The organism is Tessaracoccus antarcticus, from assembly GCF_003688855.1.
Classification (GTDB): Bacteria; Actinomycetota; Actinomycetes; order Propionibacteriales; family Propionibacteriaceae; genus Arachnia; species Arachnia antarctica.
Genome location: NZ_REFW01000002.1, coordinates 229,330 through 254,556 on the forward strand (window position 1 = coordinate 229,330; position 25,227 = coordinate 254,556).

The 25,227-nt window shown below is 66.2% G+C and carries 20 protein-coding genes; 11 read left to right on the forward strand and 9 right to left on the reverse strand.

The window, feature by feature from the left end; all coding sequences use genetic code 11:
- The first annotated feature begins 111 nt into the window (after positions 1–111).
- A complete protein-coding gene (locus EAX62_RS08370) occupies positions 112–1,752 on the forward strand; it encodes a BCCT family transporter (RefSeq protein ID WP_199711210.1) in 1,641 nt (546 codons plus the stop codon).
- A 10-nt stretch (positions 1,753–1,762) separates the two neighbouring features.
- Positions 1,763–2,593: a TrmH family RNA methyltransferase gene (locus EAX62_RS08375; RefSeq protein WP_121901235.1), complete on the forward strand. Its 831-nt coding sequence runs from the start codon at positions 1,763–1,765 to the stop codon at positions 2,591–2,593.
- 327 nt (positions 2,594–2,920) lie between these two features.
- Here EAX62_RS08375 and EAX62_RS08380 read toward each other — a convergent pair whose 3' ends face one another.
- From EAX62_RS08380 to EAX62_RS08405, 6 genes are all read right to left on the reverse strand, one after another.
- Positions 2,921–5,719, reverse strand: a complete 2,799-nt coding sequence (locus EAX62_RS08380; RefSeq protein WP_147454064.1) for an ExeM/NucH family extracellular endonuclease — start codon at positions 5,717–5,719, stop codon at positions 2,921–2,923.
- 134 nt (positions 5,720–5,853) lie between these two features.
- Positions 5,854–7,245 (reverse strand): MFS transporter, encoded by a 1,392-nt coding sequence (locus EAX62_RS08385; protein WP_121901237.1) that lies wholly within the window; start codon positions 7,243–7,245, stop codon positions 5,854–5,856.
- Positions 7,246–7,298: 53 nt separating this feature from the next.
- Positions 7,299–8,069, reverse strand: coding sequence for a respiratory nitrate reductase subunit gamma (gene narI, locus EAX62_RS08390; protein ID WP_121901238.1), 771 nt, complete (start codon positions 8,067–8,069; stop codon positions 7,299–7,301).
- A gap of 1 nt (position 8,070) precedes the next feature.
- Complete coding sequence (gene narJ / locus EAX62_RS08395) at positions 8,071–8,682, reverse strand: nitrate reductase molybdenum cofactor assembly chaperone (protein WP_121901239.1); 612 nt, start codon at positions 8,680–8,682, stop codon at positions 8,071–8,073.
- Between the two features lie 4 nt (positions 8,683–8,686).
- Complete coding sequence (gene narH / locus EAX62_RS08400) at positions 8,687–10,309, reverse strand: nitrate reductase subunit beta (protein ID WP_121901240.1); 1,623 nt, start codon at positions 10,307–10,309, stop codon at positions 8,687–8,689.
- On the reverse strand, positions 10,309–14,019 hold the full coding sequence (locus EAX62_RS08405) for a nitrate reductase subunit alpha (protein ID WP_121901241.1): 3,711 nt from the start codon (positions 14,017–14,019) through the stop codon (positions 10,309–10,311). Before EAX62_RS08405 ends, narH begins: the two co-directional genes overlap by 1 nt.
- 115 nt (positions 14,020–14,134) lie before the next feature.
- Between EAX62_RS08405 and EAX62_RS08410 the strand changes: the two genes are divergently transcribed.
- Positions 14,135–15,277, forward strand: a complete 1,143-nt coding sequence (locus EAX62_RS08410; protein ID WP_199711211.1) for a cytochrome P450 — start codon at positions 14,135–14,137, stop codon at positions 15,275–15,277.
- On the opposite strand, the gene def is transcribed toward EAX62_RS08410, so the two are convergent.
- Complete coding sequence (gene def / locus EAX62_RS08415) at positions 15,274–15,894, reverse strand: peptide deformylase (protein WP_121901761.1); 621 nt, start codon at positions 15,892–15,894, stop codon at positions 15,274–15,276. The two genes, EAX62_RS08410 and def, sit on opposite strands and share 4 nt — an antisense overlap.
- Before the next feature lie 22 nt (positions 15,895–15,916).
- Between def and EAX62_RS08420 the strand changes: the two genes are divergently transcribed.
- Positions 15,917–16,846: a tyrosine recombinase XerC gene (locus EAX62_RS08420; protein ID WP_407703323.1), complete on the forward strand. Its 930-nt coding sequence runs from the start codon at positions 15,917–15,919 to the stop codon at positions 16,844–16,846.
- 66 nt (positions 16,847–16,912) lie between these two features.
- On the opposite strand, the gene EAX62_RS08425 is transcribed toward EAX62_RS08420, so the two are convergent.
- Entirely contained in the window at positions 16,913–17,800 is an 888-nt protein-coding gene (locus tag EAX62_RS08425; RefSeq protein ID WP_147454065.1) for a M23 family metallopeptidase, read from the reverse strand.
- A 311-nt stretch (positions 17,801–18,111) separates the two neighbouring features.
- On the opposite strand from EAX62_RS08425, the gene rpsB reads away from it, so the two are divergent.
- From rpsB to rlmN, 6 genes are all read left to right on the forward strand, one after another.
- Positions 18,112–19,092, forward strand: coding sequence for a 30S ribosomal protein S2 (rpsB, locus tag EAX62_RS08430; protein WP_121901244.1), 981 nt, complete (start codon positions 18,112–18,114; stop codon positions 19,090–19,092).
- A 28-nt stretch (positions 19,093–19,120) separates the two neighbouring features.
- Complete coding sequence (tsf, locus tag EAX62_RS08435) at positions 19,121–19,930, forward strand: translation elongation factor Ts (RefSeq protein WP_121901245.1); 810 nt, start codon at positions 19,121–19,123, stop codon at positions 19,928–19,930.
- Positions 19,931–20,052: 122 nt separating this feature from the next.
- Positions 20,053–20,766, forward strand: a complete 714-nt coding sequence (pyrH, locus tag EAX62_RS08440) for a UMP kinase (RefSeq protein WP_121901246.1) — start codon at positions 20,053–20,055, stop codon at positions 20,764–20,766.
- Between the two features lie 36 nt (positions 20,767–20,802).
- A complete protein-coding gene (gene frr, locus EAX62_RS08445; protein ID WP_121901247.1) occupies positions 20,803–21,360 on the forward strand; it encodes a ribosome recycling factor in 558 nt (185 codons plus the stop codon).
- Positions 21,360–22,223 carry a phosphatidate cytidylyltransferase gene (locus EAX62_RS08450; RefSeq protein ID WP_121901248.1) on the forward strand — a complete coding sequence of 288 codons (864 nt, stop codon included), beginning with the start codon at positions 21,360–21,362 and terminating at the stop codon, positions 22,221–22,223. The genes frr and EAX62_RS08450 overlap by 1 nt, the downstream gene beginning before the upstream one ends.
- Positions 22,224–23,345, forward strand: a complete 1,122-nt coding sequence (rlmN, locus tag EAX62_RS08455) for a 23S rRNA (adenine(2503)-C(2))-methyltransferase RlmN (protein ID WP_121901249.1) — start codon at positions 22,224–22,226, stop codon at positions 23,343–23,345. It begins immediately after the preceding gene.
- A gap of 7 nt (positions 23,346–23,352) precedes the next feature.
- Here rlmN and EAX62_RS16545 read toward each other — a convergent pair whose 3' ends face one another.
- Positions 23,353–23,649 (reverse strand): hypothetical protein, encoded by a 297-nt coding sequence (locus EAX62_RS16545; RefSeq protein WP_147454066.1) that lies wholly within the window; start codon positions 23,647–23,649, stop codon positions 23,353–23,355.
- A 105-nt stretch (positions 23,650–23,754) separates the two neighbouring features.
- Between EAX62_RS16545 and gdhA the strand changes: the two genes are divergently transcribed.
- Positions 23,755–25,092: an NADP-specific glutamate dehydrogenase gene (gene gdhA / locus EAX62_RS08460; RefSeq protein WP_121901250.1), complete on the forward strand. Its 1,338-nt coding sequence runs from the start codon at positions 23,755–23,757 to the stop codon at positions 25,090–25,092.
- The last annotated feature ends 135 nt before the right edge of the window (positions 25,093–25,227 follow it).

Consider the following 25,227-nt stretch of genomic DNA (forward strand, 5'->3'; position numbering starts at 1 on the left):
TGACGGCGCCGGGCCGCCGACCCTGCTCCGGTGGGCACTCTTTTGGAAAGGCGACCCTCACTCTGGCAGCCTGAACCCCTGTTAACCCGTTGCCCCCCGACAGGATCGCCCGTGCCCACGACGCCGCCCGAAACACCGCTGGAGGAGACTCCCGAGGTCCGCTACGCCAAGAAGCCCAAGGCCGGGGTGTTCTACCCGGCGCTGGGTGTCATCCTCGTGTTCGTGGTCCTGGCCATGGCCATGCCGAAGAAGTTCGCTGCCTTCGTGGAGACCGGCAACACCGCCGTCGTCAACGGTCTCGGCTGGTACTACGTGCTCCTCGTCACGGCATTCGTGTTCTTCAGCGTCTGGATCGCCATTGGCCGGCGGGGCGACGTTGTCCTGGGGAAGGACGACGAGACTCCCGCGTACTCGATGCGCAACTGGTTCGCGATGCTGTTCGCCGCAGGTATGGGCATCGGCCTGGTCTTCTGGGGCGTTGCCGAACCCCTCTCCCACATGGCGACACCGCCCCCCGACGTGGCGGGAGGGACACAGGAGGCCATCGCGCAGGCAGCAATGAACCGCACATTCCTGCACTGGGGGCTGCACGCCTGGGCCATCTACGTCGTCGTGGGCCTCTCCATCGCGTATGCCGTGCACCGCAAGGGGCGCCCCGTCAGCATCCGCTACGCCCTTGAGCCCGTGCTGGGAGATCGTGTCCACGGCTGGCTAGGCAACGTGGTGGACGTGGTCGCCATCGTTGGCACCATCTTCGGTGTTGCCACATCGCTGGGCTTCGGCGTGGCCCAGGTCGCTGGTGGGCTCGAGTTCCTGGGCATCGCCAAGGACACCACGCCCCTGCAGGTGGGGCTCATCTTCGGCGTCACCGCCCTGGCGACCCTGTCGGTGGTGAGCGGTCTCGACAAGGGCATCAAGTGGTTGTCGAACCTCAACATGGGGTTGGCTGCCCTGTTGCTCATCGTGGTGCTCATCGTCGGCCCGGCCACGCTGTTCATCCTCCGCGAATTCGTGCAGTCGATCGGCTCCTACCTGCAGAACTTCTTCGGTCTCAGTTTCAAGACCCTGCCGTTCCACGGAGCCGTCGGTGAGACGTGGCTGGGCGGCTGGACAACGTATTACTGGGGCTGGTGGATGAGCTGGTCGCCCTTCGTCGGTGTTTTCATCGCACGCATCTCGCGTGGGCGCACCGTCCGCGAGTTCGTCGCCGGTGTACTGCTGGTTCCCACGCTCGTGACGTTCCTCTGGTTCTCCGTCCTGGGCGGCACGGCGCTGTGGGAGCAGCAGTTCGGGGGCGCCTCCCTCATCGACGCCGACGGCGGGGTGGACCAGAACATTGCGCTGTTCCAGATGCTCGAGATCCTGCCCGGCACGGCTGTGCTCTCGGGGGTGGCCATCGTCCTGATCGTGGTGTTCTTTGTCACGAGTTCCGACTCGGGCTCCTTCGTCATCGACATGATCTCCCATGGCGGTAGCTCAACCCCGCCCGTCTGGTCGCGCGTGATGTGGTCGCTCCTGGAGGGGACCATCGCCGCAGTGGTGCTGCTCGCCGCCGGCGACGCACTGGGGTTGCGCGCCCTGCAGGTCCTGGCGATCCTCGTGGCTGCGCCGTGGAGCATCGTCATGATCATCATGTGCTTCTCGACGGCGAAGGCGCTCGGCGCCGAGGCGAAGCGCACCATGAGACTCGAACGCGCGACATTCCGGCGGGAACTTCTGGAGGAGATGCGCGAAGATGGCGGAATCACCTAGGTCTCCGCGCATGGCGCGTCGTGTCGTCGTCGTCGACGATCCACGGGACCCGTCCCTGTCGGACTATGTGAGTCTGCGCGATTCCCAGCTTCGGCGAAGCCTTGAGACCTCACGAGGCATGTTCATTGCCGAGGGTGAGAAAATCATCCGTCGCGCTGCCGAGGCGGGATGCCGCGCCCGCTCGTTCCTGTTGCAGGACCGCTGGCTGGACGGCCTCTCTGACGTGGTGGAGAATTGTGGTGACGCGCCCGTGTACGTCGGCAGCGCCGCCCTCGTGGAACAGGTCAGCGGCTTCCACGTCCACCGGGGCGCCCTCGCAGCCTTCGAGCGGCCGCCGGCGCGGTCGTGGGAGGACGTGCTGGCGGGGGACCGCATCATGGTCTGCCAGGACCTCGTGGACCACACGAACATGGGGTCCATCCTCCGCGTTGCGGCGGCGCTGGGCTGGGATGCCGTTGTGGTGTCGCAGGGCTCGGCGGACCCCTTGTACCGACGCGCCATCAAGGCGTCGATGGGTGCGTCCCTGCAGCTGCCCTGGAGGCGGATGGACCACGATGGTGCCGACCTCCAACGGATCCATGACGCGGGCTTCCACGTGGTGGCGACGGCGCTGGTGGAGGACGCCGTAGCGCTGGAGAACTTCCGGCCCAGGCAGCGTGTGGCACTCCTGCTGGGCACGGAGGGCCACGGGCTCTCCGCCGACTGGATCGCGGCGGCCGACGTCAGCGTCCAGATCCCCATGGCCGAGGGCATCGACTCCCTGAACGTCGCCACGGCCGCCGCCATCTGCGGTTGGGCCCTGCGCTCATCACCTCCCGCAGGCGATGTGTTTGTTCCCTGAGTCCTGCCCGAGAGTCACGAATGGACGGTGTTTCGAAGGGCTGGTGGGGTGTGGAGGGGTCCTTCGATATGCCCGGCTGATTCGTCGCGGGGCCACTCAGGAGGCACATTGCGGTGCCCTGCTCCTCCGTCGCGGAGTATTTGAGGTTCCCTCACGTGACAGCGCAGCCTTCCCACCCCACGGTGCCGGAACGGCCGAATAGCTGAGCGCCTTCGGTGAGGGACGAACCGGCGGTGCATCGAGGGGCAGCTGGCTTTCGTTCGTACTGCAACGCGGAGCGGGGGCAGGCCTGGTGGCCGACCCCCGCTTCGCGCATCAACCCCAGCGTCAGTTGCTGAAGCGCACGATGTTGTTGAACACGAACTTCTTGACCAGAGCGTAACCGGAGCCGGTGGGCTCGATCACCGTGGCCTCCGCCCAGCTGCGGCAGCCGTTGCGGCCGGTCAGCGCGGTCTCACACTCTGTGCGCCACCTGCGACCATCCGCGGCGGTCCAGCTGTTGTCGTAGGCCAGTTTATTGTCCTTCCAGACGCTGCGCGGCGCTGCCACATAGGTCAGGTTGTTGAACAGCCATCCATTGACCTTCACGAACTGGCCGCCCGTGTACTGCACCTGGGTGCCCCAGATGTAGGTCCAACAACGGACCGTCACCGAGTAGGGCTCACAGGTCGTCATCCATTTGCGACCGTTGACGTAGTGGAAACCGGGCGTCTCGTAAAGGTCACCCGTGGGCGGCGCCGGCGTGGCCGTGACGGTCACGGTCGGCGCAGGCGAGGGCTGTGCCGTGACGGTGACCGTCGGAGCCGGGGTGGGCTCCGGGGTGACCACGTCGCCCATTTGCAGGCCGATGATCACGGGGTCGTGGTCGGAGCTGCGGTAGGGGTTGGCCTGCCACAGGTTCTGCTCGGCAGGTGCCTTGAAGTCCAGTTCGTAGTCGAACAGCGTCGCTTCGTCGGCGTTGATGTGCCATGCGGCGGTACCCGTGATGTCGCCGCGGGCTGCGTCGTTGGCCAGGGCATGGTCGAGATAGCCAATCTGGCCGTCGAACACGTAGCTGTAGGCGTACTCCCCACCGAACTGCTTCATCATGTCGGTATAGCCGGCCGCCACCAGGGCCTTGATGGGATCCTCGTGGTCGTAGGAGTTGAGGTCGCCGATGATGACGGTGCGGTCAGCCTTCTGACCCGTGGGGTCGGTGGCCAGCCACGCGCTCATGTCCTGTGCGGCCTTGGTGCGGGTGAGGTTGCAGTTGCCTGCACCGTCGCCGAGGTCAGGTTCGCCAGCGCACGCCGACCCCTTGGACTTCAGGTGGTTGATGCTGACGTTGACCATCTCGCCGGAGGCCTTGTGCGTGAACGTCTGCACCAGGTTGGGCCGGTTCTTCTGGTCCATGAAGTCGTAGGCAGCCCATTTGCCGGCCAACGCAGTGGTGGCGGGCTTGTAGATGATGGCCTGGATGATGGCGTCGGAGCCCAGCACGCCGGTGTTGACGGCCTTGTACGTCTCTGCACCCATCTCGGAGTTGAGGCCCTTCACCAGGTTCTCCACCGCCGTACCGTTGTTCTCGATCTCCATGAGCCCGAAGACGTCGGCGTTGATCTCAGCCATGGCCTTGATGATCTTGATCCTCTGCCGCTCGAACTCCTCCGCATTGTCGGCACCCCGGGCGTCCTTGCTCTCGCTGGTGAGAGTGGTGAAGTAGTTCAGCACGTTGAAGGAGGCGACCGTGAAGTCACCGCCCACGACGGGTGTGCTCGGCCGCGGGTTGGAGTTGGTGTAGCCGGCGCCAACCGTGGGCTGGAGCTTCCAGGCGTTGTTGCGGTAGCTCATGATGCCGGTGACGTCGATGAGCTTGTCCCCACCGCGGAAGAAGTTCGTGGTGGTGAACGGCTTCCCGTTGGGGTGCATGGCAGGGGTCGGGTTCTGGTTGCCGCGACCGTCGTCGAGAATCAGTCGACGCTGGCCGTTCTGCACTGCCAGGGCCGCGGCAACGGGGCCGGGGTCCAGCACCGCAGTCGGGGTGTTCTGCCGCTCGGGGCCGACGACGATCTCACCGAAGCGCCCGTACTGGAAGAACTCCAGGATGGTCAGCTTCTGAGGGAACGTGACCAGCATGCCCTCAACGCTCTCCGGGTTCGGCACCGGAACGGTGAGCTGGGTGGCGGCTGGCGGCGTGCCAGCATCCTCCTGCACGACGACGGCGCTCTGGTCGATCTGCGTCTGGCCGAAGGCCTCCTTGACGGTGCCGGTGACGGCGACGTGTGTGCCGTTGGTCAGCGGTGCCACGCCGGGGGCGTACACGAAGATGCCGTCGCTCGTGGCGCTGTTATCGTCGCCCGCGTCCTGAACGTAGTAGCCGCTGAACTGGTTCTCGCCCTGGAAGGAACCCACGACGTGGCCCTGCACGGTGACGGTCCCACCGGCCAGGGGACTGGTGTCGCCCTCACCCTGCACGGTACCGATGAGGGTGACGCCCTCGACCGGTGGGTCCGTGGGGTCCGTGGGGGGATCCGTCGGTTCCACGGCGTCGCACTTCAGGGTGCCGAGCGTCGTGTAGTCGTCGATGGCAGCGGCCGCGTAGTCGACCGAGGGGTCATAAACGTCCGACGGGTCCGTGTCGACCGTGCAGGCCTTCTTCGTCAGGGTCATGTTCACCATGGAAACGCCGTTGGCCGTCCACCCTGCAGCGCCCGGGTCGACACCCAGTTGCCCCATGGAGTCAACGGTGACGGAGCCCTTGGTGAGCGTCAGGACGTCGTTGCCATTGAACGCCGTCACGCCCGAGGTGACGTCGCTCTGTGCCACCAGGTCGGCCTTGACGGCCTGCGGGTTGGTGATGACGTAGTAGCCGCCCGCCGCGAGCGAGCCCTCGGGAACGAGAGTGGCCTGCGTCGTGGTCTTGCCGTTGACGTACAGGCTGATCCTGTACGCCGACATGTCGACTGCTGCCGCCGTCGGGTTGTAGACCTCGATGGCCTTTTCGTTGGCGCTGCCCTCGATGTAGACACTGAACATCAGGTCGGAGGCCGGGGCGGCGTGTGCCGTCGTGGTGGAGGCCAGGGCCCCCAGGCCCGAAAGGGCCAGTGCTGTGGCGGAGAGGACCGCCAATGAGCGTGTGCGAAGCAAGAAAAGTCCCACCTTCTTGAGTTGGAAAACCCCTGACGACTGGCGCGATCGTTGGGCCAGTGGAGGCCCTGAGCCTAACGCCAGTCGGAGGGGTTTTCAGCAGAATGTGGAACCCGTGGGGGCGAGAGTACTCGTCAGGAGGGTTTCGCGGCACCGGGCCGGGCGTAGCGCCACCATGTGATGCCGATGCACATGATGGCCCACACCACGCCGATGCCGTAGAACACCGTGACACCGACGAACGCCAGACCGACACCGAAGATGAAGGGGCCGAAGGCGGCGATGGCGGCCGTCCAGCCGATGACCCCGCCGGCCTGCCGGCGCTCGAAGATCATGGGCATCTGCTTGAACGTGGAGGCGTTGCCGATGCCGGAGAACAGGAAGATGGCCAGCATGCCCCACAGGAATCTGGCGAAGCCGGCGCTGAGGGCCGCCGATGACGACGTGTCGGGGACGAGCGCCGTCATGGTGAACGAGATCGAGATCACCAGGCCTATCCCTGAGATGAGGGTCCAGATGGCGCCGCCCATGCGGTCCGTCAGCGGTGAGAACAGGACGCGCGCACCAGCCCCCACAAGGGGACCGAGGAAGACGAAGGCGGCTGGCACCGGCAGTTGGTACCCCTCCACCAGCATCCGGGCAGAGGCACCGGTACCGGTGACGATGTCAGGGTTGCCGGCGCCGTACAGATTCGACATCAGCAACCCGAACTGGGCGGCAAGGCCGGAGAACGTGCCGAACGTCATGATGTAGAGCAACGTCATCCACCATGTGTCCTGGTTCTTGAAGATGTCGAACTGCTGACGGATGTTGGCCTTGATGGGCACGGACTTCAGCATCGTCCAGGCCAGGATCGCGCCGAGGATGATGATGGGGATCCAGACGAACGCCGCATTCTGGTACCAGACCTCGCGGTTCTCCTTACCGGCCTGGACCAGGGTCTGGCTGTTGCCGAGGAAGGCCAGCATGGAGAACCCGATGAGCCAGGGCGTGAGCAGTTGCACGATGGAGACGCCGAAGTTTCCGAGACCACCCTGGAGTCCGAGCGCGACACCTTGCAGACGCTTCGGGAAGAAGTACGACGTGGACGGCATGAAGCCGGAGAATGCGCCGCCGCCGATGCCTGCCAGGAATGACAGCACCATCAGCTCCCAGTAGGGGGCCGTCGGTTCGATGACCCGGACGCCCCACCCGAGCAGCGGGAAAATCAGCAGCAGGGTGGTGAGTGTGACCATCTTGCGGGTGCCGAGGATGGGGGGCACCACCATCCACAGAAGCCGCAGCAGGCCGGCGGCGAGGCCGGGCATGGAGGCCATCCAGTACAACTGCGACTTCGTGAACTCGTAGCCGATGGCATTGAGCTGCGGGATGATCGCGCTGGGAAGGAACCATGTGATGAAGCACATGGTGAGGGTGAACGTGGTGATCCACAGGGTGGCCCACGCCAGCTTCTTGTCCCAGTTGTCCTCGTCCTCCGGATCCCATGACGTCAGCCATTCGGATCCGGATCGGGTGGTGGTGCTCACGGGTTCTCTTTCTCGTCAAAGACTTGCGGGGGAGTGGGGGAGGGGCCGGGACGTCAGGGCTTGTAGACGTCGTCGCCCTTCTTCTGCCGGTCAGGCGTTCCGATCTTGTCCCACCCGCGGCCGTGCGTGTGGGTGCTCTCGACACTCTTCGGACGGGAGCGGTAGATCATGTAGGGCCGGAAGAAGAAGTGCAGCGGCACGGTGAAGGCGTGCACCAGCCGGGTGAAGGGCATGGAGGCGAACAGGAGGAAGGCCACGAGGATGTGGATCTTGAACTGGATGGTGGATGCGGCCATGGCCGCGATCTTGGGCTGGAAGATGAACAGCGACCGGAACCAGACGGAGACGGTCTCGCGGTAGTTGTGGTGCTCGCCCGTGGCTGTGTGGTCACCCGTGAGCGTCGCCCACATGCCCAGCACGAGCGCTCCGACGAGCACGAGGTACATGGCCTTGTCATTCTTCGTGGTGGCCATGAACACCGGGCCGGTGGTGCGGCGGCGATAGATCAGCATCCCTATGCCCAGCAGCGTGGCCACGCCGGCCACCATTCCGAGGGACAGCGCCGTGAGGTGGTACATCTCCTGCGAGATCCCCACGGCATCCGTCCAGTTCTTGGGGATGAAGAGGCCCACGAGGTGCCCACCCAACACCACGAACAACGCGTAGTGGAACATGGGGGAGGCAATCCGCAGAATCTTCGACTCGTACAGCTGGGAGGAGCGCGTGGTCCAGCCGAACTGGTCGTAGCGGTAGCGGTACCACAATCCCCCGAAGAAGATCGCCGCCGTCAGGTAGGGCAGGACGCCCCACAGGAACACATCCATGTCAGCCTCCGGTACGTGTGGGGAGCATTGTGAGGAACGTCAGGCCGACGCTCTCGGGTTTCTCGGTGGCCTTCAGCATGGCCTTGGCGTCGTCGCGCGTCACCGGCGACGTGCCGGGCAGTGTGGCGCACACGGCGGTCAGGACTCCGGCCTGGGGCAGGTGGTCATCCGTCACGCTGATGCGCAACATCTCGAGCTCCGCGCGGTGACGCAGCAGCAGCTCGAAGCCAGCCTTCTCGTCGATGCAGGCGGCGAATTCGAGGATGGCAGGGAGGTAGTCCGGCAACTCCCCGTTGCCGGTGAGGTCGACGCCACTGGTCTTGAAGGTGTCCTTGTACCCCAGTAACTCCATTCCCCGCTGACGGGTGTCGCCGCACGACCAGTAACTGAGGTGCAGGCTGTGCCGCCGGGACAGGTCGAACTCCTGGATGTAGTTCGACTGGAGTTCGTTGAGCGGCCTGGTGGCCAGTTGGTCCAGCCACGGCTGAAAGTGATGGGCCAGGCCCGTGCCGGCAAGGGCCTCGCGGAGGAGGTCCAGCCGGTCCAGCAACTCGGTGGTGGGATAGCAGAGCAGCAGGTTTGCCGCCTGGTAGACGATGCCGCGTTGGGTCATGGGATCAGTTCCCGTCCCAGTTGGTGTCGCCGGTGCGGTCGCGGAGTGACTCCGAGGATGCCGCGGTGTCGGCGGTCGCACGGTCCCGCAGAGCGTTGAAGCTTTCGATGGCCACCGGTACGGGGCCCCCGGAGGCTTCTCCGAAGGGTCCGGAACCGCCCATGCCAGGGCCGCCCTCTTCCTCCAGTGAACAGCCCATCTCCTCCAGGTTGTGCGCCTGGTCGCGATGGGCGGGCGGGATCACGTAGCGCTCGTCGTACTTGGCGATGGCCAGCAGCCGGTACATCTGCTCCATGGCCTTGCCCGTCATACCGACGGCCTCCGCGAGGCTTTCATCGCGCTCGTTGCGGAGCGTGACGCCGCGCATGTAGGAGCGCATGGCGGCGAGCTTCTGCAGGACCAGGGTGACGATGTCGGCGTCTCCGGCAGTGAACAGCTCCGCCAGGTATTCCACGGGGATGCGGAGTGCGTCGATGGCGCCGAACAGGTTGCCGGGGGCCTCGGCGTCGTGGCCCTGCTCGCGCAGGAGGTCGACGACGGGGCTCAGTGGCGGGATGTACCAGACCATCGGCATGGTGCGGTACTCCGGGTGCAGAGGCAGGGCCACCTTGAAGTGCTTGATGAGTGCATAGACGGGGGACTTCTGCGCGGCCTCGATCCACTCGTCGGGGATGTCGCCGAGCTTGGCCGCGGCAATCACCTCCGGATCGTGCGGGTCGAGCATGATGTCCAGCTGCGCTTCGTAGAGTTTCTGCTCGTCCTTGACGGCAGCGGCCTTCGTGACGGCGTCGGCGTCGTAGAGGATGATGCCGATGTAGCGGAGTCGGCCCACGCAGGTCTCGGAGCACACCGTCGGCAGCCCAACCTCGATGCGGGGATAGCAGAAGTGGCACTTCTCGGCCTTGCCGGAGCGGTGGTTGAAGTACATCTTCTTGTACGGGCAGCCGGTGATGCACTGCCGCCAGCCACGGCACTTGTCCTGGTCCACCAGGACGATGCCGTCCTCGGCCCTCTTGTAGATGGCGCCGGACGGGCAGGCGGCCATGCAGGACGGGTTCAGACAGTGTTCGCAGATCCGGGGCAGGAAGAACATGAAGGACTTCTCGTACTCGAGCTTGATCTGCTCGGCGGAGTCCTTGCGAAGCTTCTGGAGGATGGGGTCGTTTGCCAGCGTCTCCGCGGTGCCCCCCAGCGAGTCGTCCCAGTTGGCGGACCACTCGATCTTGGTGTCCTCGCCCGTGATCAGGGACTTGGGCCGGGCCACGGGGAAGTCGTCGCTCAGCGGGGCTGAGACGAGGTTCTCGTAGTCGTAGGTCCATGGCTCGTAGTAGTCGTCCAGCTTGGGCTGGACCGGGGAGGCGAAGATTGACAGCAGCTTCTGGAACCGGCCGCCGCTGCGCAGGCGCAGTCCGCCGGTGGCCGTGCGCACCCAGCCGCCCTTCCACTTCTCCTGGTCCTCGTATCGGCGCGGGTAGCCCTGCCCGGGGCGGGTTTCCACGTTGTTGAACCACACGTACTCGGTGCCGGCCCTGTTGGTCCACGCCTGCTTGCACGTGACGGAACAGGTGTGGCAGCCGATGCACTTGTCGAGGTTCATCACCATCGCAACTTGTGCCATGACTCGCATCAGTACGTCACCTCCTGGCTGCGGCGACGGATGGTGGAGACGATGTCCCGTTGCACCCCCGTCGGTCCGAGATAGTTGAACGCGTACGCCAGGTGGGCGTACCCGCCGATCAGATGTGTGGGTTTCAGCATGATCCGGGTCACGGAGTTGTGGATGCCTCCACGTTTTCCGGTGGCCTCTGACTTGGGTACGTCGATGGTGCGCTCCTGGGCATGCTGGATGTAGGCGATGCCCGGTGGAAGCTTGTGCGTCACGACGGCGCGTGCCACGAAGACGCCGTTGGCGTTGGTGCACTCGATCCAGTCGTTGTCCTTGACCTGTATGGCCTTCGCGTCCTGCTCGGAGAGCCAGGCCTGCGGCCCGCCGCGTCCGAGTGAGAGCATCAGCAGGTTGTCCTGGTACTCGGAGTGGATGGACCACTTGTTGTGCACCGTCAGGTATCGCAGGGTGATGGCCTTCTCGCCGTTCGGGCCGAGTTCGGGCTCGCCGAAGTTCCGGGACATGTCCAGGGGTGGACGGTAGATGGGAAGCTGCTCACCCGCGTCGATGAGCCAGTCGTGGTCCAGGTAGAAGTGCATCCGCCCTGACAGCGTGTGCCATGGCTTGAGCCGCTCGACGTTGATGGTGAACGCGGCATACCGACGGCCACCCTTCTCCGAGCCGGACCACTCCGGAGAAGTGATGACCGGCTGCGGGGCAGCCTGGGTGTCGGCGAACGTGATGCGGTGGTTCTCCTCGTCCGAGGACAGGTCCGCGAGTTGGCGACCCGTCTTGGTCTCCAGATCCCTGAAGCCCTGCGTGGCGAGTTTGCCGTTGGTGGTGCCGGAGAACATCAGGACCGCCTCGGCGAACAGGTTGTCCTTGTGGATGGTGGGCCTGCCGTCAGCGACGCCGCCAGTGACCGTGCCGTTGATCCTGCCCAGTTCGGCAGCGGCCTCCTTGACGTCGTAGGTGACGTTCTTCACCGTGAAGCCCAGCCTGTCAGCGAGCGGGCCCACGGATGTCAGCTTCGCGGCGATCTGCGTGTAGTCGCGCTCCACCACCTGCAGAGCCGGCATGTTCTTGCCGGGCACGGCCTCGATGTCCGTGCCCCGCCAGTCGGCGGCCCGGCCACCGGGATTGGCCACCTGGGCGGGGGTGTCGTGTTGGAGGGCGGTGGCCACGATGTCCTTGCGGACGCCGAGGTGCGTTACCGCCATCTCGCTGATCCGCTCCGCGAGCTGCACGAAGATCGTGAAGTCGGAGCGTGCCTGCCACGGCGGGTCGATGGCGGGGGTGAACGCGTGGACGAAGGGGTGCATGTCCGTGGAGGAGAGGTCGTACTTCTCGTACCAGGTGGCGGCCGGGAACACGATGTCGGAGAGCAGGGTGGTCGACGTCATGCGGAAGTCCGCACTGATGAGCAGATCGAGCTTGCCCTCCACGTCCTCCTCCCTGTACTTGACCACTGAGGGGCGCTTGTCTGCGCCGTGCTGGTTGGGCATGAGGTTGGAGTGCGTGCCGAGTAGGTGCTTCGAGAAGTACTCGGCACCCTTGGCGGAGGATCCGAACAGGTTGGAGCGCCACAGGATCATGGTGCGCGGCCAGTTCTCGGGGGCGTCGATGTCCTCCACCGAGGAGCGCAGGGAGCCGTCCTTCAGCCGCCTGGCCACGTAGGTGCCCACGTCAGGGGCCTCGCCGGCCTCGACGGCGGCGGTTGCCTCATCCGCCAGGTCGAGGGGGTTCTCGTTGAACTGCGGATAGAAGGGCATCCATCCGAGCGCCGCGGACTTCGCGATGGCGTCGGCGTTGTGCACACCGTCGAGGTGCCCCAGCGACAGCGGTGAAGTGATGGCGTCGGCGGAGAAACCGTCGGTGCGCCACTGGTCCGTGTGCATGTACCAGTAGGCGGTGCCGATCATGGTGCGCGGCGGGCGCGACCAGTCCATGGCGTTGGCCAGGTTGAACCAGCCCGTCATGGGCCGGCACTTCTCCTGCCCCACGTAGTGGGCCCAGCCACCGCCGTTGCGACCTATGCATCCGGTCAGCATCAGGAGCGACATGATCGAACGGTAGGTGGCATCAGCGTGGTACCAGTGGCAGATGCCGGCGCCGATGATGATCATGGTGCGACCCCTGGACTCCGCGCTGTTGGCGGCGAACTCGCGTGCCGTGCGGAGGCAGGCCTCGGCGGGCACGGAGGTGATCTCGGCCTGCCAGGCGGGGGTGTAGGGCACGGTGGGGTCGTCGTAGCCGGCCGGCCACACACCGGGCATGCCGGGGCGCTCCACGCCGTACTGCGCGAGCATCAGGTCGAACACGGTGGTGACCAGGTGCTCACCGACACGCTTGGCCGGCACCCCGCGCGACAGGATGGTGCCGGCACCTCGGGGATCCTCGAAGCAGGGGAGCACCAGTGCCGTGGGCTCGCTGCCGGCGACGTCGGCCATGCTGAGTGCCGGTGTGATGTCCTCGAGGTCGAGGTTCCAGTTGCCCTGCCCGGACTCGCTGTAGCGGAAGCCCATGGAGCCCTTCGGCACCACGGGCGCGTCGGTGGTGCGGTCCCACATGATGGTCTTGAACCCGGGGTCCTCCACGTCCTTGTGTTCTGGGAGGTCGGCTGCTGTCAGGAACTTTGACGCGGTGAGGCCGTGGCCGTCGGGGTGCTCCACGAGCGTGAGCAGCATGCCGAGGTCGGTGTACTTCTTGACGTAGTCGTCGAAGAACTCCACCGACTTGTCGACGAAGTTCTCCTTGAGGATGACGTGTCCCATGGCCATCGCCAGTGCGGCGTCGGTGCCCGCCTGGGCAGGCAACCACTCGTCGGCGAACTTGACGTTGTCGGCGTAGTCGGGTGCGACCGTGACCACCTTGGTGCCGCGGTAGCGCACCTCGGCCATCCAGTGGGCGTCGGGTGTGCGTGTGACGGGGACGTTGGAGCCCCACATCATCAGGTAGGTGGCGTCCCACCAGTCGCCGGACTCCGGCACGTCGGTCTGGTCGCCGAACACCTGCGGGCTGGCCACCGGGAGGTCGGCGTACCAGTCGTAGAACGACGTCATGGCGCCACCCAGCAGGTGGGTGAAGCGGGTGCCGATGGCATGGGAGACCATGGACATGGCCGGGATGGGGGAGAACGCCACGAGACGGTCGGGGCCGTAGGTCTTGATGGTGTGCACGTAGGACGCGGCGGAGATCTCCAGCGCCTCGTCCCAGTCGATGCGCACGAGGCCACCCTTGCCGCGGGCCCGCTGGTAGCGACGGCGTCGCTCCGGGTCGCCCACGACGTCTGCGAAGGCCAGCACCGGATCGCCCAGTCGCTCCTTGGCCTCCCTGTACATCTCGATGAGGACGCCACGGCCATACGGGTAGCGGACCCGTGTGGGGGAGTAGGTGTACCAGGAGAACGCGGCGCCGCGGGGGCACCCGCGGGGCTCGTAGTCCGGGCGGTCGTCACCGGCCGACGGGTAGTCGGTCTGCTGCGCCTCCCATGTGATGAGCCCGTCCTTGACGTAGACCTTCCAGGAGCAGGAACCCGTGCAGTTGACGCCGTGAGTGGATCGCACCACCTTGTCGTGCGCCCAGCGTTCGCGGTAGAAGGCGTCGCCAGCGCGGCCCCCCTCGCGGAAGACGGCGCGGCCGTCGTCGGTTTCCTCCCAACGGGTGAAAAATTGTCCAAGTTTCAGGAGTGCTTGTTCAGCCGGACTGTCAGCGGAGACCTTGTTCGCCATGGGACGAATCGAACCACATCGGGCTTGTAGTTACTGGCGCGGGGTGCATTCCGCAGCCGGTCGCCGCTACCGTCGATGGTGACGGGATGAAAGTTCCCCGAGGTGAGGAGCCCACGTGACCGACCACATGCCCGACGAGGTGTCCGCAGTGGGCCGGGACCACCGTGCCTACACCGATGAACTCCGGTCGCACCACGACGTGGTGAGGAATGTGGCGGGGGAGTGGGTGCTGCTGCGGCACGCCGACGTCGTGGCGGCCGCGCTGGACCATGACACCTTCTCCAGCGCGGTGTCACGGTATCTCCAGGTCCCCAACGGGCTGGACGGCGAGGAACACACCCTCTTCAGACAGGTCATCGAACGGCACCTCAGCGAGGAGGCACTGGCGCCCTTCCTCCCCGTCTTCGAGGAGGTCGCTGCGGCTCTGGTCGACGAACTGCCACGCGGTGTCCTGCTCGACGCCGTCAATGACATCGGTGCCGTTTTTGCGGTGCGCGCCCAGTGCGCCTGGTTGGGCTGGCCCCAGGAACTCGAGCCCCGGCTGCTGGAGTGGATGGCTGACAATCATGCGGCCACCCGCTCAGGGGAGCGCACCTGGATGGCGGACGTGGCCGACCAGTTCGACGAGATCATCCGCTCGGTGCTGCTGCCCCGGCGTGCTGCGGGCAGCGACGCGCCGGATGATGTGACGACCCGGCTGTGCCGGGATGAGGTGGACGGTCGCCGCCTCACGGAGGCGGAACTGGTGTCGATCCTGCGCAACTGGACAGGGGGGGACCTGGGGTCGATCGCCCTGTGCGTGGGAGTGATCGTGGTCCATCTGGCCGAGGAACCGCCGCTCCTCGAATGGCTGCTCGGCGCCACCGACAGTGAGGTGGACTCCATCATCCACGAGATCCTGCGCATCGACGACCCCTTCGTCTCGAACCGTCGCATCACCACATGCCCGGTCACGGTGGCGGGCCAGGAGATCCCGGCTCAGGCGCGGGTCAAGCTGCACTGGACCTCGGCCAACCGCGACGAGGAGGTGTTCGACGCCGACCGGTTCGACCCCAGCGGGCACGCTGCGGACAACATCGTCTACGGCATCGGCAAGCACGTGTGCCCCGGCAGGTTGTTGTCCACGTGGGAACTGCGCGTCGCCGTGAAGGCGCTCATCTCGTCGGTGCGCTCCATTGACCTCGCGTCCCACGATGCCCTCGAGCGTGAGGTGGCACCCGTGGGCGGCTACCAACGGGTGCCGGTCCTCCTCACCTAGCTGACTGCGTTCTCCGAGGTCGAGTCCTCCGGCGACGGCGTCGCAGCGGCCTTGGGGGAGATCGGCCAGTCGGCCGGGTAGCGGTAGTCCAACTCTGCTGTCTGCTGGTCAAGCTTGCGGCGGGCTCGTGCGGACAGGCGGTCGCCGAACACTATGCCGTTCAGGTGATCCGTCTCGTGCTGGAAGCAGCGGGCCAGGTAGCCGGTGCCCTCGAGTTCCAGCGGGTTGCCGTCGGCGTCCTGTCCGACGCATCGCGCCCAGGTGGGTCGGGCCAGGGACTGGTAGCCGCCGGGCTGTGACAGGCATCCCTCGTCGCCGGCCTCGAGTTGGCGGTCCTTGCCGGTGGGCAGCTCCACCTCGGGGTTGCACACCACGCCGGTGTGGATGACGTCGTCGGCGTCGGGGCACTCGTAGACGAAGACGGCGAGGTCAACCCCCACCTGAGTGGCGGCGAGACCGACCCCCTCGGCCGCCCGCATCGTGGCGAACATGTCGCGCACGAGCGTGTGCAGCTCCTCGCCGAACTCCGTCACCTTCCGGGTGGGTGCGTGCATGACCGGGGTTCCCCAGCGTGTGATGGGGCGAACCGTGCCGCCAGTCGTGAGGTCTGTTGCCATGTGCTTCTCCTGTTGTGCCTTCATATCCGCACCCAGTATGCCGTCGGTGCACACTGGGCGCATGACAGAGGGTGACTGGGACGCACTGTTGCGCGAGTACGACGATCACCTCGCGCTGCGAAGGCACCTGTCCGCGAACACCGTCCGCGCCTACATCTCGGACCTGCGGCAGATGTCCGAATCCCTTGACCAATCAGTCCGCGACGTCACGCTCCAGGTCCTGCGTGGCTGGCTTGCCGGGCTGCTGGAGGATGGTGCGGCCAGTTCCACCATCCAGCGCAGGGTGGCGGCGGCAAGGGGATTCTTCGCGTGGGCCTGTGAGCAGCAGTTCATCGGTGAGGACCCGGCGGTGCGGCTGCGCTCACCGAAGCGTTCCCGCCGCCTCCCAGTGGTGCCCGGGCAGAAGAATGTGGAGGAGGCGCTGCAGTCCACGCAGGCGCGGGCCGATGAGGGGCCGCTGGCTGTCCGGGATCTTGCGATCCTCGAGGTGCTCTACGGCGGGGGCATCCGTGTGGCCGAGCTGTGCTCCCTGGACCTCGCGGACGTGGACGATGACCGGGGCCTGCTGCGCGTGGTGGGCAAGGGCGACAAGCAACGGTCGGTGCCCCTCGGTGCGCCGGCGCGCAGGGCGCTGGACGCATGGCGTGCGGTGCGGCCCGCCGTCGCCTCCGCCGACAGCCCGAATGCGGTCTTCCTCGGTGCCCGGGGTGGCAGGATCGATGCCCGCGTGGCTCGACGGGTGGTGCACGAGGCGACGCGCGCCGGCGGTGCAGAAGTGGGTCCCCATGGGCTCCGCCATGCCATGGCCACCCACCTGCTGGAGGGCGGCGCGGACCTCCGCAGTGTGCAGGAGATTCTCGGTCACGCTTCCGTGGCCACCACACAGCTGTACACGCATGTGTCGGCCGAGCGCCTGCGCGCCGCTTTCCGGCAGGCCCACCCCAGGGCCTGATGCTGTCGTGCACGTCGGTGCCGGCGCACGGCGGCCGCCGCCGGGTCAGTGCGGCGGACCGTTGCGTCACACCAGCGTCAACGGATCAACGAGCGCCCCGTTTCTCCACGCCATCCAGTGCAGGTGGCAGCCGGTGGACAGGCCCGTTGACCCCACGGCTCCCAGGCGGGTGCCCGCCGCCAGTTCATCTCCGACGTGCACCTCCAACCCGCGGAGGTGGGCGTAGGCGGTGCGGAGGCCGTCGTGCTCCATGATCACCCTGTAGCCGTAGGCGGAATGAAAGGCGGCACCCACCACCCGTCCGGGCCAGGGGGCGGTCACGGGGGTGCCGCACGGTGCGGCGATGTCGGTGCCGTCATGGAGTTTCCGGGCACCGGTGATGGGGTGGACACGCATCCCGAACGGGGAACTGGCACGGCCCGTCACGGGCATCCTGCCGCCGCCCGGCACCACGGACACCCGCGGCGGACGAGGCTGGGGTGTGCTGCCCTGCGGCAACAACCGAATGGTCGGGATGCTCAGTTGGGCCATGGGGTCGAAGTGGTCCAGGCCGTCTGTCAGGCCCCAGTGGAGACACATGGAGCGGCAGTGGTCATCCGTGCCGACGACGCCGATCAGCTGTCCCTGCTCCACCCTCTGCCCCACACTCACAGCCGACACGACGGGCGTATAGGTGGTGCGTACCCCGCCGCCATGGTCCACTGATACCGCAGGACGCCCCGCCACCATGCCGGCGAATGACACGACCCCTGCTGCTCCCGCCCGCACGCCGTCCCCCTCAAACGCCGCGAGGTCGACGCCACGGTGGCCTGCCGAGTACCTCGATGTGGCCCTGTCGAACAGCGCGACAGGTCTGCCCGGCACTGGCGGCCACAGCTCCAGCTCTGCTGCCCGCGCGATGGGTGCGCTGCAGAGCATGAGGCACACAATCAGGAGAGCCGTCAGGGTTCGCATACCGTGCACTGTGGGCAGTGCCGTGGTGTGAACCGCAGATGAGGCGGTGCCTGTGGAGAGGGCCACGGCCCGGAGTTGGTCGCACTGGGGTGCAGCGTCTAGGATCGCGGGTGCAACCGGAAGTGATTTCCGGTTGACATCGCATGCGCTGCGCGGGAGACCGCCGGTGGTCGCGTGGTCCGTGAGCCGTACGGCTTGGGTGCCATCACCGGGCGCATCAGGAGGCCCCCTCCGGGGGTCTGGACAACCACCTCGTGGGGTTCGCCCCACATGACATCTGGGCGCAGCATACGCCCGCGAAAGGAACGGCCATGGCCGTCGTCACCGCACGCCAACTCCTTGAGTCCGGCGTCCACTTCGGACACCAGACCCGCCGCTGGAACCCGAAGATGAAGCGCTTCATCTTCACCGAGCGCAATGGCATCTACATCATTGACCTCCAGCTGTCGCTGGGGTACATCGACAAGGCGTACCACTTCGTCAAGTCCACGGTCGCCCGCGGCGGCCAGGTGCTGTTCGTCGGCACCAAGAAGCAGGCGCAGGAAGCCATCGCCGAGCAGGCGATGCGCGTGGGCATGCCCTACATCAACCAGCGCTGGCTCGGTGGAATGCTCACCAACTTCCACACCATGACCAAGCGCATCCAGCGGCTCAAGGAGCTCGAGGGTGTCGACTTCACCGACGTCGCCGCCAGCGGTCTCACCAAGAAGGAACTGCTGCAGCTCGAGCGCGAGAAGATCAAGCTCGACCGCACCCTCGGTGGTATCCGCGACATGGGCCGCGTCCCGCAGGCCGTCTGGATCGTCGACACCAAGAAGGAGCACCTGGCAGTCGACGAGGCGCGCAAGCTGCACATCCCCATCGTCGGCATCCTCGACACCAACTGTGACCCCGACGAGGTGGACTACGCGGTCCCCGGCAACGACGACGCCATTCGCTCCGTCGCGCTGCTGACCCGCATCATCGCCGACGCCGTGGCCGCCGGCCTCATGGAGCGCTCCAGTGGACGCTCCGGCGAAGAGACCGCCGCCGAGCCCATGCCCGACTGGGAGCTCGAACTGCTGGCCAAGGCTGAGGACGCAGCCCCGGCCGCCGACGCAGCCCCGGCCGCCGACGCAGCCCCGGCTGAAGACGCCCCCGTCGAGGAGGAGCAGCCCGTTGCGGAGACCGTGACGAGCGAAGCCGCCGCCGACGCCGACGTTGCAGAAGCAGAGGCCGAGGTCGACGCCGCTCCTGCCGCCGAGCAGACCACCGAGGTCGAGGCTGCCGCCGAGACCACCGAATCCAACTGATTTCACGAGACGGGACGGATACATACATATGGCAATCACTGCCGCAGACGTGAAGAAGCTCCGCGACGCGACCGGCGCGGGGATGATGGACGCCAAGAAGGCGCTGACCGAGGCTGACGGTGACTTCACCCAGGCCATTGAGGGTCTCCGCATCTCGGGCCTCGCCAAGCAGGCCAAGCGCGCCGACCGTGAGGCCAGCAATGGCATCGTGGCTGGCCGTGACGGCATCCTCATCCAGTTCGCAGCCGAGACCGACTTCGTCGCCAAGAACGCCGAGTTCGTGGGGCTTGCCAACAAGATCGTCGAGGCTGTCGCCGAAAGCGGCGCCACCGACGTGGCCTCCGCCAACGCTGCCGCGCTGGACGGGGGCACCGTCGACAACGCCATCAAGGAACTGGGTGCCAAGCTCGGGGAGAACCTCTCCCTGACAGCGGTCGCCAACTTTGACGGCACCGCCCACCTGTACCTGCACCGCCGCGCAGCCGACCTGCCTCCGCAGGTGGGTGTGCTCGTCGAGTACACCGGGGGTGACGAGACGATCGCGCACCAGGTCAGCATGCAGATCGCCGCCATGAGCCCCACCTTCGTGTCCCGCGAGGAGGTGCCCGCCGATGTCGTCGACAGCGAGCGGCGCATCGCCGAAGCCACGGCACGCGAGGAGGGCAAGCCTGAGGCGGCCATGTCGCGCATCGTTGAAGGACGCCTGGGCGGGTTCTTCAAGGACGTGGCGCTGCTTGACCAGCCCGCCGTGTGGGAGGACAAGAAGACCGTGGGTGACCTCCTCAAGGTGGCCGACGCCGAGGTGACCCGCTTCGTACGGTTCGCCGTGGGCGCCTGACCCACTGGACGACACTGTGACGGCGTACTGCTGCGGGATTCCTCGCGGCGGTGCGCCGTCGGTCACGTCTACGTACCCCCTGTAACCGATAGGGTGGCGAAAACCGCGAACGAAAGGCGCTCATGAGCAAGCCCTACAAACGTGTCCTGCTGAAGCTCTCCGGTGAGGTCTTCGGTGGCGGCAAGCTCGGTGTGGACCCCGTGGTGGTCCAGGGCATCGCGAACGAGATCGCCCAGGTTGTCCGTGGCGGCACCCAGGTTGCAGTCGTCGTCGGGGGAGGCAACTATTTCCGCGGTGCGGAACTGAGCCGCAGCGGCATGGCCCGCGACCGAGCCGACTACATGGGCATGCTGGGCACCGTCATGAACTGTCTGGCGCTGCAGGACTTCTGCGAGAAGGCGGGCATCGAGACTCGCGTCCAGTCCGCCATCACGATGGGCCAGGTGGCGGAGTCCTACATTCCGCGTCGCGCTGAGCGTCACCTCGAGAAGGGGCGTCTCGTCATCTTCGGGGCAGGCTCCGGCATGCCGTACTTCTCCACCGACACCGTCGCCGCGCAGCGTGCGCTGGAGATCGGTGCCGAGGTGCTGCTGATGGGTAAACAAGGCGTCGACGGCGTGTACAACGCCGACCCGGCCATCGACCACACAGCGGTGATGTTCGACACCCTCACCTACGACCAGTTCCTCAGCGAGGACCTCAAGGTTGCCGACGCCACCGCCATCGCCCTGGCGCGCGACAACGACCTCTCCATTGTTTTCTTCAACCTCTCGGTGGCGGGCAACATTTCCCGCGTCGTGAACCGTGAGGCCATCGGGACCACCCTGTCCCGTTGAACACCCAACCCCTGTGAGGAAGGAACGCGCTCAGACATGATCGCCGAAACCCAGAAGGACGCCCAGGCCAAGATGCAGCAGGCCGTGGACTTCGCACGCGAGGATCTCGCGTCGATCCGCACCGGCCGTGCGCACCCCGCCATGTTCAACAGGATCCAGGCGGAGTACTACGGTGCCCCGACCCCCCTGCAGCAGTTGGCCACGTTCACGTCGACGGATCCGCGCTCGCTGCTGATCACCCCGTTCGACCGCAGCGCCATCACCGCCATCGAGAAGGCCATCCGTGACGCCGACCTCGGCGTCAACCCCGGCAACGACGGCAACTCGATCCGCATCGTGATGCCGCAGCTGACGGAGGAGCGCCGCAAGGAATACATCAAGATGGCCCGGTCGAAGGCAGAGGAGGCCCGCGTCGTGATCCGCAACGTGCGCCGTCACGCCCTGGACCAGCTGAAGAAGCTTGAGAAGGACTCCGAGATCGGTGAGGATGACCTCGTTCGTGCCGAGAAGGCCATGGACGCATCCACGAAGAAGTTCGTCGACAGCATCGACGAGATCCTGAAGAACAAGGAAACCGAGCTCAGCGAAGTCTGATGACCACGGCCGCCAGCACCCCTTTGTCCAACCCCCCGACCGGCAGGAACCTTCCCGCTGCCATAGCAGTGGGCGTCGCGGCGTTTGCAGCGGTTGCTGGCGGTCTCCTGTTCCTCCCGTGGCTGTTCGTGGCCGTCATCGGCCTGGGCCTGTGTCTCGCAGTGGTGGAGCTCGACAGGGCGTTGCAACGCAAGGGCATCCATGCCAGCCGCCTTCCCATCCTGGTGGGGACCGGTCTCAGCTTCGTCGGCGGCTACGCCGTGTCACTGTTCCAGTTCGGGTTGTCACCCGTCGCGTTCGTGATGGTCTGCGCCGCCGGGACGATGCTGGCGGCGCTGGTCGCCCGCCTGTCCAGGGGTCCCGAAGGGTTCATGCGCGACGCGGCGGGCAGCGGCTTCATCGTTGCCTACATCCCGCTCATGGGTGTGTTCGTCCCGCTGCTCCTGGGTGCGGAGAACGGGTCCATGCGGCTGGTGGCCATCATCTCCTGCGTCGTGGTCTCCGACGTGAGTGCCTACGCCGTCGGGTCGCAACTGGGCCGGCACAAGCTGGCGCCCCTCATCAGCCCCAGCAAGACCTGGGAGGGGCTGGCCGGCTCCATCGTGTTTGCGGGCGTGGCGGGGGTGCTTCTGGGCGTGTTCCTGCTCGACACCACCTGGTGGGTGGGCCTCATCATGGGGGTTGCACTGTCGTTGGGGGGTACCCTCGGTGATCTCGTCGAGTCGCTCATCAAACGCGACGCTGGCATCAAGGACATGTCCAACTTCCTGCCCGGCCATGGCGGTGTGATGGACCGGCTCGATTCCATGCTGGTTGCCGTCCCCGTCGGCTGGCTCGTACTCCACCTGGCTCTGGGGGCCTGAATGAACACCAAACTTCTCCCGCTCATCTTCGACGCACCCCGTCGTGGCAAACCTCCGCGCCACTGGTTCGACCTCGACCCGGCAGAGCGTCGGGAGGCCGCCGCTGCGCTGGGTCTTCCGGCATTCCGCGCCGACCAGATCTCCCGGCACGTCTTCGACAACCTCTCCGACGATCCCACGCTCTGGTCCGACATCCCCGTGGCCATCCGTGGCGACCTCAAGGATCAGCTGTTTCCCCACCTGTTGGAACACGTGACCCGTCGCACCGCTGACAAGGGAAGAACGATCAAGACGTTGTGGAAGCTCCACGACGGGACACTGCTCGAATCCGTGCTGATGCGCTACCCCAGCCGTTCCACCCTCTGCATCTCGTCGCAGGCAGGATGCGGGATGGCCTGTCCCTTCTGCGCCACGGGCCAGGGCGGACTGAAACGCAACCTCAGCCAGGCGGAGATCACCATCCAGGCGCTGGCAGCCAACCAGATGCTGGCCGCCGGTGAGGTGCCCGGCACGACCGGCAGGCTCAACAACATCGTGTTCATGGGCATGGGGGAGCCGCTCGCCAACTACAACGCGGTGATGGGCTCCATCCGCACGCTTCTGGAGCCGTCGCCGAACGGCTTCGGTATGAGCGCCCGGGGAATCACCGTGTCCACCGTCGGCCTCGTCAACAAGATCCAGCAACTGACGGACGAGGGCCTTCCGCTGACGCTGGCGGTGTCCCTCCACGCGCCTGACGATGAACTCCGCGACGAGATCGTGCCCATCAACAACCGGTGGAAGGTCGACGAGGTCGTGGACGCTGCCTGGGAGTACGCGCGCCGCACCAAGCGTCGGGTCTCCATCGAGTACGCCTTGATGCGCGACATCAATGACCAGGTCGCAAGGGCCGAGATGCTGTGCGACGTGCTGAAGAAGCGCGGCGACTGGGGCTGGGTCCACGTCAACCTCATCCCGCTGAACCCCACCCCCGGCTCCAAGTGGACGGCGTCGCGGCGGGAGGACGAGCGAGCGTTCGTGGCCACGCTGGAGCGCCGAGGCGTGCCCGTGACCCTCCGCGACACCCGTGGCAGTGAGATCGACGGCGCCTGCGGACAGTTGGCTGCGTCCAACACCGTCTGACCCCGACTCAGGAGGCCGCGGTGTCCCCATCGGCTCCGGGGGCGTTGTAACCGGTGGGTCGCTGGCTCGACGTCGTGTCCCCACCTGCCCGGTGTGCGGTGTCGGTCCATTGTCGCCACCCCTTGGGCTTGCGGAACCCTGGCCCGCGCCGCCCTGAGCTCGGTTTCCGGATGGCTGACCTGAGGCGCCCCAGCAGTGTGGGGGGCGGAGGCAACCGGGGGGATTCCGGTTCGTGGTAGTCGCCGGGCACGACCTTCTGGTCGGGTGAACGCTCGAAGTCAGGTCCGGACGGTGTGGCGTGCATGGGGGCAGATCCTATCGACGTATCTGTCCACAAACGGCCGGATGTTCCAGCGAGGGGTCCGCATCGCTACGATCGCTGTGTTTGCCGTATAGGTCGAGGAGCACCATGGAACAAGCGTTGGAGAGTGTTTACGGGTCTGTTGTGGCGCGTAACCCCGGAGAGGCCGAGTTCCATCAGGCCGTCCGCGAAGTGTTCGAGAGCCTCGAGCCCGTCATCAAGAAGCACCCCGAGTACCTCGAGTCCAAGATGCTTGAGCGCATCTGCGAGCCCGAGCGCCAGATCATCTTCCGGGTGCCGTGGATGGACGACTCCGGCACCGTGCAGGTCAACCGCGGATTCCGCGTCGAGTTCAACTCCGCACTGGGTCCCTTCAAGGGCGGTCTCCGCTTCCACCCGAGCGTCTACCTGGGCATCGTCAAGTTCCTGGGTTTCGAGCAGATTTTCAAGAACTCCCTGACCGGCCTCCCCATCGGCGGCGGCAAGGGCGGCTCGGACTTCGATCCCCATGGCAAGACCGACAACGAGGTCATGCGTTTCTGCCAGTCGTTCATGACCGAGCTGTACCGCCACCTCGGCGAGTACACCGACGTCCCCGCCGGTGACATCGGTGTGGGTGGCCGGGAGATCGGCTTCATGTTCGGCCAGTACAAGCGCATCACCAACCGCTACGAGTCCGCTGTCCTCACAGGCAAGGGCCTCGACTGGGGCGGTTCCCTCGTGCGTCCGGAGGCGACGGGCTACGGCACCGTCGTCTTCGCCAACGAGATGTTGAAGACGCGCGGCGAGAGCTTCGACGGCAAGAGGGTCACGGTCTCCGGCTCCGGAAACGTCGCCATCTACGCCATCGACAAGGTGCACCAGCTCGGCGGGACGGTCATCGGCTTCTCCGACTCCAGCGGCTACGTCGTGGATGAGGACGGCGTGGACCTGGACCTGCTGAAGCAGATCAAGGAGATCGAGCGCGGACGCGTTGCCGACTACGCCGCGCGCCGCCCCGGCGCCCGCGTGTCGACGAACGGCTGCATCTGGGACGTCCCCGTCGACGTGGCGCTGCCCTGCGCCACCCAGAACGAGCTCGACGGGCAGCAGGCCACCACGCTCGTCAAGAACGGCGTGAAGGTGGTCGCTGAGGGCGCCAACATGCCCACCACCCCCCAGGGCACCGCCACGTTCCAGCGTGCTGGCGTGCTCTTCGCGCCGGGCAAGGCCGCCAACGCCGGGGGCGTCGCCACCTCCGGTCTCGAGATGCAGCAGAACGCCATGCGTGACTCCTGGACCTTCGAACACACCGAGAACAGGCTCACCGAGATCATGGTCAACATCCATGACATGTGCGCCGCCACAGCCGAGGAGTACGGGGTGCCGGGCGACTACGTTGCGGGCGCCAACATCACCGGTTTCATCAAGGTTGCCAACGCGATGACTGCCTTCGGGCTGGTCTGAGCGACCGCGGCACCAGGGGAGGGGCCGGGCCATCGCCCGGCCCCTTTTTTCGTACCCGCCACTACCGATCCGCCGGTCGCGGGAAAATACCGTCGATTCTCGTGACGGTGCGGGGTGGGGAAGCGGCGTCTGGAC

What these genes read in the sequence shown, in the direction of transcription:
- EAX62_RS08375 (WP_121901235.1), top strand. Translation starts at nt 1,763, where the DNA reads ATGGCGCGTCGTGTCGTCGTCGTCGACGATCCACGGGACCCGTCCCTG.
- narI (WP_121901238.1), bottom strand. Translation starts at nt 8,069, where the DNA reads ATGGATGTGTTCCTGTGGGGCGTCCTGCCCTACCTGACGGCGGCGATC.
- narJ (WP_121901239.1), bottom strand. Translation starts at nt 8,682, where the DNA reads ATGACCCAACGCGGCATCGTCTACCAGGCGGCAAACCTGCTGCTCTGC.
- narH (WP_121901240.1), bottom strand. Translation starts at nt 10,309, where the DNA reads ATGCGAGTCATGGCACAAGTTGCGATGGTGATGAACCTCGACAAGTGC.
- EAX62_RS08405 (WP_121901241.1), bottom strand. Translation starts at nt 14,019, where the DNA reads ATGGCGAACAAGGTCTCCGCTGACAGTCCGGCTGAACAAGCACTCCTG.
- def (WP_121901761.1), bottom strand. Translation starts at nt 15,894, where the DNA reads ATGGCAACAGACCTCACGACTGGCGGCACGGTTCGCCCCATCACACGC.
- EAX62_RS08425 (WP_147454065.1), bottom strand. Translation starts at nt 17,800, where the DNA reads ATGCGAACCCTGACGGCTCTCCTGATTGTGTGCCTCATGCTCTGCAGC.
- rpsB (WP_121901244.1), top strand. Translation starts at nt 18,112, where the DNA reads ATGGCCGTCGTCACCGCACGCCAACTCCTTGAGTCCGGCGTCCACTTC.
- tsf (WP_121901245.1), top strand. Translation starts at nt 19,121, where the DNA reads ATGGCAATCACTGCCGCAGACGTGAAGAAGCTCCGCGACGCGACCGGC.
- pyrH (WP_121901246.1), top strand. Translation starts at nt 20,053, where the DNA reads ATGAGCAAGCCCTACAAACGTGTCCTGCTGAAGCTCTCCGGTGAGGTC.
- frr (WP_121901247.1), top strand. Translation starts at nt 20,803, where the DNA reads ATGATCGCCGAAACCCAGAAGGACGCCCAGGCCAAGATGCAGCAGGCC.
- EAX62_RS08450 (WP_121901248.1), top strand. Translation starts at nt 21,360, where the DNA reads ATGACCACGGCCGCCAGCACCCCTTTGTCCAACCCCCCGACCGGCAGG.
- rlmN (WP_121901249.1), top strand. Translation starts at nt 22,224, where the DNA reads ATGAACACCAAACTTCTCCCGCTCATCTTCGACGCACCCCGTCGTGGC.
- EAX62_RS16545 (WP_147454066.1), bottom strand. Translation starts at nt 23,649, where the DNA reads ATGCACGCCACACCGTCCGGACCTGACTTCGAGCGTTCACCCGACCAG.
- gdhA (WP_121901250.1), top strand. Translation starts at nt 23,755, where the DNA reads ATGGAACAAGCGTTGGAGAGTGTTTACGGGTCTGTTGTGGCGCGTAAC.